The following is a 14,752-nucleotide window of genomic DNA, read 5'->3' on the forward strand; positions in this document are numbered from 1 at the left end:
ATGAAATCGCCAGCTCAAAGCACCAGTCCCAGCCGAATGAAGCCTTTGGACGTCGATAACCGGGACGAACGGCCCTACGGTCACGCCGCTACCGCGCGGACGTTGGACAGGTGATGCGGAACGTATATGACCCATAGGGCCGTCTTTCCCCGGCTGACCCGCGCGTTGGAGCGCCCGTGGTTCATTCTCGGCCGGATCGGCGATCAGGCGCTGTTCTACGCCAAAGCGATCGCAGGCATTCCGACCGCAGTGCGCTCGTACCGGATTGAGATCGTTCGCCTGATCGCCGAAATCAGCATGGGCGCGGGCGTCCTGGCGATGATCGGCGGCACCTTGGTGGTCGTCGGTTTTCTCACCGTCGCCACCGGCGGCACGTTGGCGGTCCAGGGTTACAGCTCGCTGGGCAACATCGGCATCGAAGCGCTCACCGGTTTCCTGGCGGCATTCATCAACGTGCGCATCTCGGCACCCGTCGTGGCGGGGATCGGTTTGGCCGCCACCTTCGGCGCGGGCGTCACCGCCCAACTGGGGGCGATGCGCGTCAACCAGGAGATCGATGCCCTTGAAGCGATGGCGATCCCGTCGCTGGTGTTCTTGGTCAGTACCAGGATCGTCGCGGGAATGGTGTCGATCGCGCCACTGTATGCGGTCGCGGTGATCCTGTCGTTCCTCGCCAGCCAATTCACCACCGTCGCACTGCTGGGACAGTCGGCGGGCCTCTACCAGCACTACTTCTCGACGTTCCTGAGCCCGATAGACCTGATGTGGTCGTTCGCCCAAGCCATCCTGATGGCGATGGCAATCCTGTTGATCCACACCTACTTTGGCTACTACGCATCCGGCGGACCCTCGGGCGTCGGCGTCGCGACGGGCGATGCGGTCCGGACCTCACTGGTGGTTCTGGTGTCCGTGACGTTGCTGATCTCGCTGGCGATCTACGGCAGCCAGGGCCGATTCAACCTGGCGGGCTGACGTTCTCAGTCCAGCTGCGGGATCGACGCGTCGGTGGCGAGTTCGGCGTACCGCCGCATCAGCCGAAATGCTGTGGCGCGGTTGATCTCTGGATCCCGCGCGACGATTCGGTAACCGAAGTAGTCCTCCATGGACATCAGCGTCATCGCGATGTCGCGGGCCGGGTCGCTGAGGCGGAACGCCCCCGACCGGGCGCCGGCATCCAGCAGATCGGTGTAGAGACCGACCTGGCGGTGGTAGATCCCTTGCACGTCGCGACGGGTGTCGAGATCGAATCCGGCCGCCAGTACGGCCCGCCAGATGGCGCGCCACTCGGCATCTTCTGGACCGGCGGGCAGCCCCGCGGCGATCGTCTGGGCGAGCTGACGACAAGGATCGTCACTCTCGGTACGCAACCGCAGCCGGTCATCGTAGAACCGGACGTCGGAACGCAAGGCCAGCTCCGACAGCAGTTGTGTCATGTCCTTGAAGTAATACCGCACCGCGTTGGTGGTCAGGCCAAGCTCTGCGGCGACGTCGGAGAGCTTCAGGGTGGCCAGGTCATGGCGTTCGATCAGCGCTATGGCGGCATCCATGATGTCGCCGCGCCGTTCGACCTGCCGGTTCGGCCGTGCCATACCTGCGCCACTCCTGTCGTCGGGCTGGGTGGATCCACCCCATTTTGCACTTCCTCTTGCGTGCTGCGTCACACCGGCGCATAGTTCTTTTCCAATCAGGAAAAAAACTATCGGTGAAGTGAGCGTGACCAATGCGGGCCAGAGACCTCGGCGTAGCCATCGGGGAACATCCCACCGGGCCGTACAACGCGATCACCGACGTCGCGGGCGTCCAGGTGGGGCACACCACCATCACCTCCGATGATCCGCACACCGTGCGCACCGGCGTCACCGTTGTCATCCCCCACGAACACATTTGGACCGAGCCGGTATTCGCCGGCGCGCACCGACTCAACGGCAGTGGCGAACTGACCGGCCTGGAATGGATCCGGGAGTCCGGGGAACTCACCACCGCCATCGGCCTGACCAACACGCACAGCGTCGGCGTGGTTCGCGACGAACTGGTGGCAGCGCAGGTGCGCGCCCGCGGCGAGGGCGCGTACTGGTCGCTGCCCGTGGTGGGCGAGACCTACGACGGACTACTCAACGACATCAACGGCTTTCACGTACGTCCCGATCACGTCCGGTCCGCGCTGGACAGTGCCAGCGGTGAGCCACCCGCCGAAGGCAACGTCGGCGGCGGCACCGGCATGATCTGCCACGGCTTCAAGGGCGGCATCGGTACCGCCTCGAGGGTCACCGACACCGTGGCCGGGCGCTACACCGTCGGGGTCCTCGTGCAGGCGAATCATGGTAGACGCGAACGACTTCGGATCAACGGTGCGCCGGTCGGCGAGCGGATCGGCGCCGCGGAGGTGCCGCTTCCCGAACTTCCCTCCCGCTACGAGCCCGGATCGGGCTCGATCATCGTCATCGTCGCCACCGACGCCCCATTGCTCCCCCACCAGTGCACCCGGATGGCCCAGCGTTCCGCGCTGGCCGTCAGTCGACTCGGCGGCAGCGGCGAGCAGTACAGCGGTGATCTGATGCTGGCGTTCTCGACCGGCAACCGCGGCATCCCGCCCTACGCGTGGGACGAGGATACGGCGACCTCACGCCCGGAGATCCCGCTGCGGATGGTGGCGCCCCAGTTGATGACCCGCCTGTTCGACATGACCATCGAGGCGACGGAGGAGGCCATCGTCAACGCCATGGTCGCCGCCACCACCATGACCGGCCGCAACGGTTTCACCGTCCACGCCCTGGACCACGACCTACTTCGCCATGCGCTGTCCCCCACTGCCCCAACACTTCAGGAGATCTCGTGACCACACCCACCAAGACCGAAGGGCGCCGCCTCAACGGGCGCCTCGGACCGATCGGCATCGTGTTCATGGTCGTCGCGGCGGCCGCACCACTGACCGTGATCGGCGGCAACATGCCGTTGGCGATGGGACTGGGCAACGGCGCGGGCGCACCGATGGGATTCGTGATCGCCGCGCTGGTGCTCTTGGTTTTCAGCGTCGGGTTCGTCACCATGACGCCGTATGTACCCGAGGCCGGGGCGTTCTTCTCTTATGTGACAGTCGGACTCGGTGAGCGGATGGGCAAGGGCATCGCGGTGGTCGCGTTGATCGCCTACACCGCGATCCAGGTGGGTATCTACGGCTACATCGGCTGGGCCATCAACGACACGGTCACGCACTACAACGGGCCGGTGATCCCGTGGCCGGTGTACTCGTTCGTCGTTCTCGCAATCGTCGCGGTACTCGGCTACCGGCACATCGAGTTGAGCGCCAAGGTGCTCGGTGTGGCACTGGCACTCGAAATCGGCATCGTCGTCATCCTGGACGTCGTGATGGTGGCCAACCCCAGCCCGGCCGGCATTACCTTGAGCTCGTTCGACCCCGCCGTGTTCACCCACGGCACGCTGGGCATCGCCGTGCTGTTCGCGCTCACCGGATTCATCGGTTTCGAAGCCACCGCGGTGTTCCGCGACGAGGCGCGAGACCCAGAGCGCACCATCCCGCTCGCCACCTACGCCGCAGTCATCATCATCGGCGCGTTCTACGCCATCACCGTGTGGGCGTTCGTCGTCGCCCTCGGGCCCGACCAGGTGACGGCCACCGCGGAGAAAACCCTTGCCGGAGAAAGCAATATGCTGCTGGACACCGCCGGAGACATGCTGGGGACAATCGGGCGCGACATCGTCAACGTGCTGCTGTTGACCAGTCTGTTCGCCTGCGTGCTGTCATTCCACAACGTGATCGCGCGCTACCAGTTCGTGCTGGCCGGAAAGGGTTTGCTGCCGGCCAGACTCGCCGACGTACACGACAACCACGAGTCACCGGCATTCTCATCGGTGGTGCAGACCGTCACTGCCGCCATCATCGTCGGGGTACTGGCGATCCTCGGAATCGATCCGCTGGTTGGGGTTTTCGGCTCGATGGCGGGCGTCGCCACAGTCGGCATGGTCGTACTGATGCTCACCACGTCGATCGCGGTACTGGCGTTCTTCCTACGCGGGCGCGCCACCGGCCCACTGTGGACCACCCGTCTGGCGCCGGCACTCGCGGTGCTCGGATTGCTGGGAAGTCTGTGGCTGGTGCTGTCGAACTTCACGTTGGTCACCGGCGGCAGCGCCACAGTGAGCACCATCTTGGCCGCGATCCCCTTCGTCGGCCTGGTAGTCGGTGCGCTCGCGTGGCGCCCGTCGCAGTCGTTGGCAACCTCGACGACCTGATCGGCGCGCAGCGACGAGCTCTATGTTGGACCGTATGTTCACACCCCCCGCGATCGACCCTTCTGAGTTCTCCGGCAAGCGCGCGATCGTCACGGGAGGTTCGCGCGGTATCGGCGCGGCCATCGTGCAACGGCTGCTCGACGGTGGCGCGACCGTTGTCACCACGGCGCGCAACCCCACCGACGAGACGCCGAAAGCCGCCACCTTCATCCAGGGCGATATCAGCACGCTCGAGGGTGTGCACGCGTTCGCCGCGGCAGCGCTCGATGAATTGGGCGGCGTCGACATCGTGGTCAACAACGCGGCGGCGGCACGCGCTCACGTCGGTGGCATCTCAACGATCCCCGATGAGGAGTGGCTCGACGCCCTGGACCTCAACTATCTGTCCGCCGTCCGGGTCAACAATGCGCTGCTGCCCGCGCTGCGCGAGGCGGGGGCGGGCAGCGTGATCGTCAACATCTCATCGGGAGCAGCACTGACGCCCGCACCGCCGTTGGCGCATTACGGCGCCGCCAAGGCCGCGCTCAACGCCTACGGCAAAGCACTGGCCACCGAACTCGCGCCGATCGGAATCCGGGTGACCACGATCGTGCCCGGAAACGTGCTCACCCCGGGCGCCGACACGATTCGCCAGGACTTCGCCGACGCGATGGGCGTCTCGCTGAGTGACACCACCGCAGGCATCCCGCTGGGTCGCCCCGGGGACCCGCGAGACATCGCCGAGGCCGTCGCCTACCTCGCCTCGGATAGGGCGCAGTGGATCACCGGAACCAGCCTGACCGTCGACGGCGGCGAACTTCCCGGCATCTAGCTGAAAACTAGAAGTTCCAGTCCTCGTCTTCGGTGACGACGGCCTTGCCGATGACGTAGCTCGAACCCGAACCGGAGAAGAAGTCGTGGTTCTGCACTAGCCACAGGTAGATGTTTCGAAATAGGTTGCGAGCTGGCATAACTCATATCTGCAGTTGCCTCCAGATGCCTCGAGATGCCGCAAAATGTGGGCACGGACGGGACCGCAAACGCGCCCAATGGCTTTGTGATGGAACGACTGCTGTCGCGAGGGGCGCTCGAGGGTGCAGCAGACTCGGGCATCCTGTTAACCAAGGGTGTCCTGCACCCACCTACGGCGACTATCTCCGCCTGCCGGGGCAGGCCGGGTGCTGCGCCAAATAGACCTCGCCTATATCCCGGAGCCGAGCAGCCGCAAAACTCGGTATCCGGCGAACGTCTCATCGATCCGCAGCGGCATGGGCGAATGTTAGCGGTTCAGACCTAGTTCGAAATAGATTATGCGGTAGGCAATTTCACGTCGACCCACCCAGCTACATAGCTGTCGGGGACGCTGCCACAAGCGTTCTGGGTGCTGCATACGAACCAGTTGGCGGTGCTATTTATCGTTGGCCCCGTCTTGATTGCGTACTCGGTGAGGGTGCCTGCGATTGAGTTCGGGGGGATTTTGATGTCTCCTGGCGAGTACGGACCCGTCCCGGGTGTCTCGGCAGTGGTCGGCAAGGCTACATCAACCCAGTTGTCGACGTGGTCGGCTGTGAGCCACATGCCGCCAATTGCAGGGTCGAAACCTAGCCAGTCGCCGAACGCGGTGACGTTCGGCGCGTAGATGGCGCGCCGTGTCCCGTCAAACTCCGCTCGAATATCACCGGCAACCGGAGCAGATGCTGGGTCGATCGCGACGGTCACGGGCGAATTTGATGTAAAGAAACCGTCGGTAACTGTTGCGGTGAACGTGTCAGTTTGGTCGGCCCCAACCTGGGCGGCATTTTCGCGTGCCCCTGCAGTGGGGTAGTAAGTGAACGCTCCGGATCCCGGCGTGACCACGATGTAGCCGTGGGCCGTCGAAGTGGGCGCACTGTAGGCCAGCACGTCTCCATCGGCATCGCTGGCGGTGATCTGGCCCGTGACAGCTCCATTGGCGGCAGGAGCATCCGTGGTGTAGTTCAGGATGCTCGGCGAACTGTTGGGAACGAGAAGGTCGTCCCAGCCCGCCACTTGTGAACTCTGGGTGAAGAATGCTCCCGTGGTTGGCGTGGCGACCAGCCATGCCTTGGGGGCGAACAGGGCATCGGATTCGTCGAAGATGGTCCGGATGGCCACGTCACCGGTTTGAGGATCCCACTTGACTGAGTTGGTGGGATAGCTCACCGACGGGCTAATGGGAACGGTGACCGGAACAGCTCCGACTAGAAAGAGTGGGTTCCAGCCTTGCACCTGTGACGTCGAGGCAAGTGTTGCTCCGATCGAGGAGCTGGCTACGAGCCACGCCATGTTGGGGTAGGTGCTCTCATCGAAGGATGTTCGGATGGCGACATACCCCGTCGAGGGATCGCGCAAAATGTCGCCTTGCAAGTAGGTGGCCAAGGCTGGGCTGACCGCCACAGTTACAGGCACCGAGACTGCACCACCATGGCCGTCCGTGACGGTGACAGAAAACTGGTCGTACACATCGGTGCCGGTTGCTGCAGACAGGTATGCGTCTCGTCGAGCGTTGACAGTCGGCGTGTAGGTAAACAGACCATTTGCCGTTACGGTGACGCTGCCCTTACCGGCGCTGGAAACGCTGTAGCTCAACGGATCTCCGTCGAGGTCGCTTACATCAATGATCCTCCCTGATACCTGTCCGCTGACGCTATCGGTCATGAGACCGGTGACGCCACCCCCAGTGGGGTTGCTGTTGGAGGGCGTTATCGAAACGATGATGGTTCTGCTACCGCTGCCGCCGTAGCCGTCGGTGGCGCTGACGGTAAAGGTGTCGGATCCCGGAGTTGTGGATCCACCGGTGCTGAGACTGTGGGCGTAGGTGGGGTCTGGGGTGAAGAGGTAGCCGCCTGGTGCGGTGGTCACGGTGCCGTGACCGGCTGCCAGGCTGGTGGTGGTGGCCACGGTGTCGCCGTCGACATCTCCCTTAACGACCGAAATCGTCGTAGTGCCATCGGCGTTGGGGGTGGCAGTCACAGTCAGCGTGGGATTGGCGTTTGTCGGGGTGATCGTAACGGCAGTCGAGGAACTGGTTGTCCCGCCGTGGCCGTCGGTGCCAGTGATCGTGACTATGTCTGAGCCGGGTGCCGTCGATCCTCCGGTAATGAGACTGTGCGCATAGGCGGCATCCGGGGTGAAGGCGTATCCACCTGGGGCGACGGTGACGGTGCCATGGCCGTTGACGACCGTCGCGGTGGTCGACACACTATCGCCGTCAAGATCGCTCTTGACGACTGAGATCGTCGTGGTGCCATCGACGTTCGGAGTCGTGGTCACCGTCAGGGTGGGCGCATGGTTGACCGGCGGTACCGTGACGTTGAGGGTGCGACTGCTGGTCGTACCGGAAGTGCCGATCAGTCCAAAGGTCAACAAGTGCAGTAGCCCAGGCAGCCCGTGGATAGCGAAGCCGCTCGCGGCATCGCTGACCGACACTGTGAACGTATCTGGACCGCCGGTCAGGTGTGCCCAAGTGGCATCAGGCGTGTAGGTGTAAATGCCGCTGGTTTGATCAATGTGAACCGTGCCGTGAACCGGCTCCTTGGTGATCGAGTAGGTCAACGTCGGGCTGTCGGGGTCAACGGCTCCCAGCTCTCCAGTTATCACACCCGAACTGTTCTGGCCGGTCTGGTGAGGGTTGAGTGTCGGCGTTTGGTTGTTGAAAAACTCATTCAGGGATTGGAAGAAGCCGGTGATTGGATCAACACTTGCCTGCGCGTGGATGGGTTGTTGGCCAGTGGCGACCGAGGCTGCAGAGGCAGGGAGTGTGGCTACAGCTTGCGCCTGGATGGGTGGACCGGAGAACGTCCCGGTAGGGCTGGCAGGCCGCCGGGTAGATCCTTTCCCTGATGTGGAAGCAGCCACCGGTTGCTTGGTCGATGACACAGCTGCGACTGCAGCGGGAACAGAGCCGGACCCACTCGTCGTCGTGCTGGGGACCACCGGTTGCGATGACGGGTGCGCCGCGCTTGTAGACGTCCCGCGCTGGCGCCCTCCGACCTTGGTTTTCGGGGAGCTGTGCTTATCCGCCGGGCCCGCTGTGGCCGACGGTGAGCCATCCGACGATCCGGGGCCCTCGGCATGTGCAATTCCGGATCCAGTCGCCAACGCCGCACCGACCCCGAGGCTCAGTGCTCCGATACCCAGCCACCCGTACGGGTGACGGTGCACCTGAGCCCGACGTCGACCCGCCCCACGCTTGCCATGATTCAATGCCACAAGACCCCCGGTAATCAGCGACTGGGACAATTACTACCAGCTAGCTAACTCGTTTACATAACAAACGGGCATTGTTGGGTCGCGACAAGCCGGGTCGGCCTGGCACGTGTTCAGCCAATAGTCCTCTGGCTAAGTTGACGGGCGTTCCTAGCCCCTACTTCAGCGCTGTTGAACGCGGCCCTTCATCAGACCCTCGCAATTGGATCCGCGTCGGGAGTTTCGTTACGGATTGGCGCTATCTTTCAGCGCGGTTCCACAACGGATTCACGAATACACCGTTCAGGTCCAAATCGTTGTGTCGTGCCGATTCCGGTCTTAAGTCGCTGGCTGTGTTCTCCCGCCAGGACCGCCATACAGATAGGGGAAGTGGACGTTCGAGTCGTTCAAAGGGCGCTTATCGGGCGGTGGAGGCGCTGATCGCCACGCGCTGGGGAGTCGGCAGCCAGTGGTGTAGCTGTAGACCAACACGTTGCCCGCGTTGTTGATGAGGTCGACGGTGGTGCCGTCGTCGCGGGCTTGACTGAAACTACCCGGTGCAGGGGTGACGTTCGCGGGGAGGTTGGCGTGGAAGCCCGCAGCCTGCATGACAGGGCCTAGTTCGGCAGTGATCTCGGTCCAGTCCCCGCTCGACGGGGCGGGTCGGGCGTAGATTTTCTCGATTCCGTACACCTGGCCGATGTTGTGGGCGAACGGATCTACGCAGTTGGTGGATGCCGTTGGCACAGCAGGGCCAATTTCGGTTGCCGGTGAGTGCTTGGCGATGCTGGCACGAATCTGTCCGTCGAGATCGGTGAGCTGTCGTTGCGCTACTTCGAGATCCGGGCGGTCATTGATGATTTTCTGCAGACGGTCCAGCTCGTTCTTATCTGGGGGCGCGTAGGGATTGAAGGTCGTGGATTTAGCGCACGACGGCAGCACGGCGACCAACGTGAGCACTATGAGCGCCAACGCGATTCGAGGTGTCATGGGTGGTAACTCGGATTCGGTATGGCCCCGTGTGGCCCCACAATGTAGGGCTGGGGCGGGTTAGCTGGGGGCGCGATGGTGTCCTGCGGTAGTCCGGCGAGGATTGCGGCCATGTTGTAGCCACTCATGCGCAGCTCGCCGTTGTCACCAAATCGTGCGTATTCGGAGTGCCCATGTGCCCTCTCGTGCCATTGCCCGTCGCCCACCGTGCCGGGCATCGAGGGGCCAGAGTAGGCCGACAGCTCGGTAGAACCGGGGATGTCTTTGAGGGGCGGACCGAACCCGCCCCCGAGGTAGCGGGAGTCGGGAATCGCGCTTGGGACGCCATCATTGACGCCGTCGATCAAGTAAGCGCGCCCTGGCGCGACGCCCAGTTGCGCCGCGTTCGTCAGTTCCCCGCCCGGTGCTCCGTAGACGACCACGTCGACATGGCTTGCTCATGATCGTCGGACGTGATGATTGATCGTCTAATCAAACACCAAAGGCGGACCGTTGCCAGTCCGCCTTTGGTCGAAATATCCCACCTGAACAGAACTTCAGAAGTTCCAGTCCTCGTCTTCCGTGACGACGGCCTTGCCGATCACGTAGCTGGAGCCCGACCCGGAGAAGAAGTCGTGGTTCTCGTCGGCGTTTGGCGACAGCGCCGACAGGATGGCCGGGTTCACTTCGGTCTCGTCGCGCGGGAACAGCGCCTCGAAGCCCATGTTCATCAACGCCTTGTTGGCGTTGTAGCGCAGGTACTTCTTGACGTCCTCGGTCAGCCCGACTGAGTCGTACAGATCCTGCGTGTACTCAATCTCGTTCTCGTACAACGCGAAGAGCAGTTCGTAGGCGTAGTCCTTCAGGTCCTGCTTGCGCTCGTCGGTCTGGACCGCGTAGCCCTTCTGGAACTTGTAGCCGATGTAGTACGCGTGCACGGCCTCGTCGCGGATGATCAGCCGGATCAGGTCCGCGGTGTTGGTGAGCTTGGCCCGGCTCGACCAGTACATCGGCAGGTAAAAGCCGGAGTAGAACAAAAACGCTTCGAGGAAGACCGAGGCGATCTTGCGCTTGAGCGGATCGTCACCGCGGTAGTAGTCGAGGATGATCTGCGCTTTGCGCTGCAGGTTGACGTTCTCCTCCGACCAGCGGAAGGCCTCGTCGATCTCGGTGGTCGAGCACAGCGTGGAGAAGATCGAGCTGTAGCTCTTGGCGTGCACCGACTCCATGAACGTGATGTTGGTCAGGACCGCTTCTTCATGCGGGGTCAGCGCATCCGGGATCATGCTGACCGAGCCGACCGTGCTCTGGATGGTGTCCAGCAGCGTCAGGCCGGTGAAGACGCGCATGGTGAGCTGCTTCTCGTCGGCGGTCAGCGTGCCCCACGACGGGATGTCGTTGGATACCGGCACCTTCTCGGGCAGCCAGAAGTTACCGGTCAAGCGATCCCAGACTTCCGCGTCCTTCTCGTCAATGACACGGTTCCAGTTGATCGCCGTCGCCCGATCGATCAGCTTCGTTCCATCGCTCACCGAAACCCCACTTCACCACGCTGTTTGCCCCGTTTCCGGCTGACGACCAAAACACTACCCCTGGGGTGTGACGACACGCCGCAACACAACAAGTTGTGTTGTGACGGTGCCGAACCCACAGGTCCGACGCGCGCCGCGACGAGGCTCGGCGTGTCGGGCGATCAGCGCGCTGCGGCCCGTTGGGACGGCCGCGCCGAGGCCACCCCGGAGAACCGGTATTCCGAGCGCTTCAGCGACCGGGTGGACAGCCAGTACTGCCACGTCATGCCACTCCACAGCGTGCGGTTCTTGCCGTGCTCGTCGAGATACCAGCTGCTGCAGCCGCCGGTGCTCCACACCGCGCCCTGCAGGTCGTCCTGCAGTTCGGCGTTGAAGCTGTCCTGGGCCGAGCGGGTCGGCGCCAGCGCCTGCGCGCCGGCCTTGTCGACGGCACCGATCGCCTGGCCGACGTAGCGGATCTGCGATTCGATCATGAAGACCACCGAGTTGTGGCCCAGTCCGGTGTTCGGCCCGAGCAGGAAGAACAGGTTGGGCATGTCGGCGACGGCGATCCCGCGATGCGCCTGCACGCCCTCGCGGTTCCAGCGGTCGACCAGGTCCTCACCACCGGGGCCCTTGATGCCGACGTAGGTGTAGGAGTCGGTGACATGGAAGCCGGTGGCGAAGACGATGACGTCGACGTCGCGTTCCTTATCGTCGGCGGTCACGATGCCGCGCGGGGTGATCCGGGTGATCCGATCGGTGACCAGCTCGGAGTGAGGCTTGGCGATGGCACGGAAATAGTTGTTGGAGAACAGGACTCGCTTGCAGCCGACTTGATACGACGGGGTCAGCCGACGCCGCAGTTCGCGATCACGGACCTGGTGGCGGATGTTCCACTTCCCGGCCTTCTCGCCGAGCACCAGCAGCTCGGGGCGCTTGGTCATCGCGAAGCCGAGGGCTTCCTGGAACCAGTAGATGCCGGTGCGCAATGCCGCGCGGGTGCCGGGCACCGAGCCGAATGCATCCCGCATCCAGCCGGGGATCGGGTTGTTGGACCGTGGCAGCACCCATGCCGGGGTGCGTTGATAGAGCTGGAGTTCGCCGACCTTGTCGACGATCTCCGGGACCAGCTGGATGGCACTGGCGCCGGTACCGATCACGGCGACCTTCTTGCCGGTGAGGTCGACGCCGTGGTCCCACTGCGCCGAATGGAACGCCTCCCCTTCGAAGTCGGCCAAGCCCTCGAAATCGGGGATCGACGGGATGTGCAGCGCGCCGGCACCGGAGATCAGGAACTGGGCGACGTATTCACGGCCGTCCTCGGTGAAGACGTGCCAGCGATACTCGGCGTCGTCCCAGTGGGCGCGTTCGACGCGGGCGCCGAAATGGATGTAGCGGCGCAGGCCGTATTTCTCGGTCACACCCCTGAGGTAGTCGAGGATCTCCGGCTGCAGCGACCACATGTAGGTCCAGTCCGGCTTGGGTTCGAAGGAGAACGAATAGAGGTGCGCCGGGATGTCGCAGGCGCAGCCCGGGTAGCTGTTGTCCCGCCAGGTGCCCCCGACGTCGTCGGCCTTCTCCAGGATCAGGAAGTCGACGCCGCGGCGCTGCAGCTCGATCCCCATCCCCAGCCCGGAGAAGCCGGTGCCGATGACCAGCGCCCGGGTGTGGACGGGTCCGGTGGTGGTGTCGGCGACAGAGGGCTCAACAACAGTCATGCCACCAAAATACCCGCTACCGGCGGTATCGGGTTAGGGGCTCTAGCCAGCGGCGGCGCGGCGCTGCATGGCGTCGTGAATCGGGCGGTCGGGATCGAGGTTGACGCCCAGCACGTCAGCGGTGCCGTTGACCGTGCCGAGCATGATCGTGGTCAGGTGATTGATGAACTCGTCCGTCGGCATCCGGCGCTGACTGTCCGGGTCAGGGCCCAGCCACCAGTCGGTGGCCGCCGAGCACGCCCCGAACGCAGCCGCCGCAGCCAGTTGCAGCGCGGCAGGATCGAGCTGCATGCCGCGCAGCTCGTTGTTGAACGTGTCAGCGAATGCCATGGTGATCTCGCGGCCTTCGTTGAGCGCCCGCTGCGTGGACTCCGCCTGTTCGGGGAATCGCCCCTGCAGCATGAACCGCAGCACGTTGGGGTGCTGCTCGACCAGGCTGACGTATTCGGCGACCCCGCGGCGCACCACCTCCCGGGTCGGGTCGGTGGCGGCGTCGATGTTTGAGAAAATCGCAGCCCAGAGCATGTCGCGCAGCCGCTTGCCGATCGCCTGGAACAGGTCGGACTTGTCGGTGAAGTGCCGGTAGATCTTCGGCTTGGCGGTGCCGGCCTCTTCGGCGATCTCGCGCAGGCTGACGTCGGGGCCATGCTTGTCGATCGACCGGAACGCGGCGTCGACGATCTCGGCGCGCACCTTCTTGCGGTGCTCCCGCCAGCGCTCACTGCGCGCATCGACCTTGCCGGGCTCGGACCCCGACCGCGATCTGGACGCTCTGCGCACGTCAAGCACTGTACCCGCAGCGTTGGCTGACCAGGGCCAACCCTGCGTGACGACTATTACATCGGTCTGACGCAGGCCTTCGCCGAGCAGAGCGGCAGGGCGTTCTCCGATAGCATCGTCGCATCCGATTATCGAGCCGAGACGAGACGTAGTGACCGAGCGATTCGACCTGGTGGTAGCAGGCGGGGGGCCATCAGGATCCGCGGCCGCGTGGCAGGCCGCGCAAACCGGCGCCAAAGTAGTGGTCCTCGACAAAGCACAGTTCCCGCGGGCCAAGCCCTGCGGTGACGGCCTGACCGCCCGCGCCGTCAGCTACCTGCAGAAGATGGGCTTGGCCCAGGAGGTATCGCAGTTCCACCGCGTCAACCGCGTGACGGTCTTCAGCCCGTCGCAGTGGGAGCTGTCGTTCCCCAAGCGTCCGGGAATGCCCGACCACGGCCACACCGTCAGTCGTGAGCACCTCGACACATTGCTGCTCAAGCACGCCGAATCGGCAGGCGCGACAGTGCGGCAGGGTGCCGAGGTGGCCGGACCAGAGCTCGACGAGCGCGGCCGAGTGGTCGGCGTGGTGCTCAAGAGCGGCGAGAAGGTTCTCGGCGATGCGGTCATCGCCGCCGACGGTGCCTACTCCCCGATCAAGCGGGCGCTGAAGATCGACTCGGAATACAACGGCTACTCGGCGATCGCGATCCGCTCCGAGATGCCGGCCAACCGTCCCGACTCGGACAGCCTCGACATCTACCTGAAGCTGGCGTTCCAGGGCGACCAGCTGCCCGGGTACGGCTGGGTGTTCCCGATGGGCAACGGCGTGTTCAACATCGGCCTCGGCTACGTCAACAGCTACAAGAACTGGCAGTCGATCAACGCCACCCAGTTCCTCGGCGATTTCCTGCGCACCCTTCCGCCCGAGTGGGAACTGCCGCCGATCGAGGAGCTCAAGAAGAACAAGAGCGTCCGTGCCTGGCGACTGCCGATGGGGTTCACGGCCTGGCCGCCGTGGCGTCCGGGTGTTCTGTTCACCGGCGACTCGCTGGGCGCCGGCAAGCCCGCATCGGGTGCGGGCATCTCCAAGGCTTTGGAGTCCGGCCTGGCCGCCGGCGAATGCGCGATCGCCGCGCTGGAGAACGGCGGCCCCGACGACTTCACCAACTACGGGCAACGCATGGAAGCCGCGTGGGGCCGGGAGTACAAGCGGGGCCGCTATTTCCACAAGCTGCTGGGCTACCCGCAGGTGGCCAACGCCGGTATCAAGCTGATCGACAACGCCCCCTTCCGGGACGCGATGCTCAAGGCGCTGTACAAGAAAGCCCAAGGGCCGCAGCACAAGTACTGATC

12 protein-coding genes and 1 pseudogene are annotated in these 14,752 nt (G+C 64.1%); 5 read left to right on the plus strand and 8 right to left on the minus strand.

What is annotated here, in order from left to right:
• Window positions 1-126: 126 nt before the first annotated feature.
• Window positions 127-972: an ABC transporter permease gene (locus D3H54_RS19870; protein ID WP_115319211.1), complete on the plus strand. Its 846-nt coding sequence runs from the start codon at window positions 127-129 to the stop codon at window positions 970-972.
• 5 nt (window positions 973-977) lie between these two features.
• On the opposite strand, the gene D3H54_RS19875 is transcribed toward D3H54_RS19870, so the two are convergent.
• Window positions 978-1,589 carry a TetR/AcrR family transcriptional regulator gene (locus D3H54_RS19875; protein ID WP_149380511.1) on the minus strand — a complete coding sequence of 204 codons (612 nt, stop codon included), beginning with the start codon at window positions 1,587-1,589 and terminating at the stop codon, window positions 978-980.
• 131 nt (window positions 1,590-1,720) lie between these two features.
• On the opposite strand from D3H54_RS19875, the gene D3H54_RS19880 reads away from it, so the two are divergent.
• The 3 genes from D3H54_RS19880 (at window position 1,721) to D3H54_RS19890 (ending at window position 5,062) form a co-directional block, all read left to right on the plus strand.
• Window positions 1,721-2,836, plus strand: coding sequence for a DmpA family aminopeptidase (locus D3H54_RS19880; protein ID WP_149380512.1), 1,116 nt, complete (start codon window positions 1,721-1,723; stop codon window positions 2,834-2,836).
• Between the two features lie 65 nt (window positions 2,837-2,901).
• A complete protein-coding gene (locus D3H54_RS19885; RefSeq protein ID WP_286199305.1) occupies window positions 2,902-4,251 on the plus strand; it encodes an APC family permease in 1,350 nt (449 codons plus the stop codon).
• Between the two features lie 34 nt (window positions 4,252-4,285).
• Window positions 4,286-5,062 carry an SDR family oxidoreductase gene (locus D3H54_RS19890; protein WP_149380514.1) on the plus strand — a complete coding sequence of 259 codons (777 nt, stop codon included), beginning with the start codon at window positions 4,286-4,288 and terminating at the stop codon, window positions 5,060-5,062.
• Window positions 5,063-5,069: 7 nt separating this feature from the next.
• Here the strand turns inward: D3H54_RS19890 and D3H54_RS32385 are convergent.
• From D3H54_RS32385 to D3H54_RS19920, 7 genes and pseudogenes are all read right to left on the minus strand, one after another.
• Window positions 5,070-5,156: pseudogene (locus D3H54_RS32385) on the minus strand (hypothetical protein); the annotation flags it as partial.
• A gap of 382 nt (window positions 5,157-5,538) precedes the next feature.
• Window positions 5,539-8,127, minus strand: coding sequence for a cadherin-like domain-containing protein (locus tag D3H54_RS19895; protein WP_168214920.1), 2,589 nt, complete (start codon window positions 8,125-8,127; stop codon window positions 5,539-5,541).
• A gap of 648 nt (window positions 8,128-8,775) precedes the next feature.
• Complete coding sequence (locus tag D3H54_RS19900) at window positions 8,776-9,396, minus strand: LppA family lipoprotein (protein ID WP_286198940.1); 621 nt, start codon at window positions 9,394-9,396, stop codon at window positions 8,776-8,778.
• Window positions 9,397-9,422: 26 nt separating this feature from the next.
• Complete coding sequence (locus D3H54_RS19905) at window positions 9,423-9,848, minus strand: alpha/beta hydrolase (protein ID WP_149380517.1); 426 nt, start codon at window positions 9,846-9,848, stop codon at window positions 9,423-9,425.
• A 114-nt stretch (window positions 9,849-9,962) separates the two neighbouring features.
• Window positions 9,963-10,937 (minus strand): class 1b ribonucleoside-diphosphate reductase subunit beta, encoded by a 975-nt coding sequence (nrdF, locus tag D3H54_RS19910; protein WP_115319202.1) that lies wholly within the window; start codon window positions 10,935-10,937, stop codon window positions 9,963-9,965.
• A gap of 161 nt (window positions 10,938-11,098) precedes the next feature.
• A complete protein-coding gene (locus tag D3H54_RS19915) occupies window positions 11,099-12,637 on the minus strand; it encodes a flavin-containing monooxygenase (protein WP_149380518.1) in 1,539 nt (512 codons plus the stop codon).
• Between the two features lie 42 nt (window positions 12,638-12,679).
• Window positions 12,680-13,417: a TetR/AcrR family transcriptional regulator gene (locus tag D3H54_RS19920; protein WP_149380519.1), complete on the minus strand. Its 738-nt coding sequence runs from the start codon at window positions 13,415-13,417 to the stop codon at window positions 12,680-12,682.
• Between the two features lie 151 nt (window positions 13,418-13,568).
• Between D3H54_RS19920 and D3H54_RS19925 the strand changes: the two genes are divergently transcribed.
• The gene (locus D3H54_RS19925; protein WP_149380520.1) at window positions 13,569-14,750 is read left to right on the plus strand and encodes a geranylgeranyl reductase family protein; all 1,182 of its coding nucleotides are present in this window, start codon (window positions 13,569-13,571) and stop codon (window positions 14,748-14,750) included.
• Window positions 14,751-14,752: the final 2 nt, after the last annotated feature.

The organism is Mycobacterium sp. ELW1 (assembly GCF_008329905.1).
Classification (GTDB): Bacteria; Actinomycetota; Actinomycetes; order Mycobacteriales; family Mycobacteriaceae; genus Mycobacterium.

Coding starts and splice junctions, on each gene's coding strand:
- D3H54_RS19870 (WP_115319211.1), top strand. CDS start 127: ATGACCCATAGGGCCGTCTTTCCCCGGCTGACCCGCGCGTTGGAGCGC.
- D3H54_RS19875 (WP_149380511.1), bottom strand. CDS start 1,589: ATGGCACGGCCGAACCGGCAGGTCGAACGGCGCGGCGACATCATGGAT.
- D3H54_RS19880 (WP_149380512.1), top strand. CDS start 1,721: ATGCGGGCCAGAGACCTCGGCGTAGCCATCGGGGAACATCCCACCGGG.
- D3H54_RS19885 (WP_286199305.1), top strand. CDS start 2,902: ATGGTCGTCGCGGCGGCCGCACCACTGACCGTGATCGGCGGCAACATG.
- D3H54_RS19890 (WP_149380514.1), top strand. CDS start 4,286: ATGTTCACACCCCCCGCGATCGACCCTTCTGAGTTCTCCGGCAAGCGC.
- D3H54_RS19915 (WP_149380518.1), bottom strand. CDS start 12,637: ATGACTGTTGTTGAGCCCTCTGTCGCCGACACCACCACCGGACCCGTC.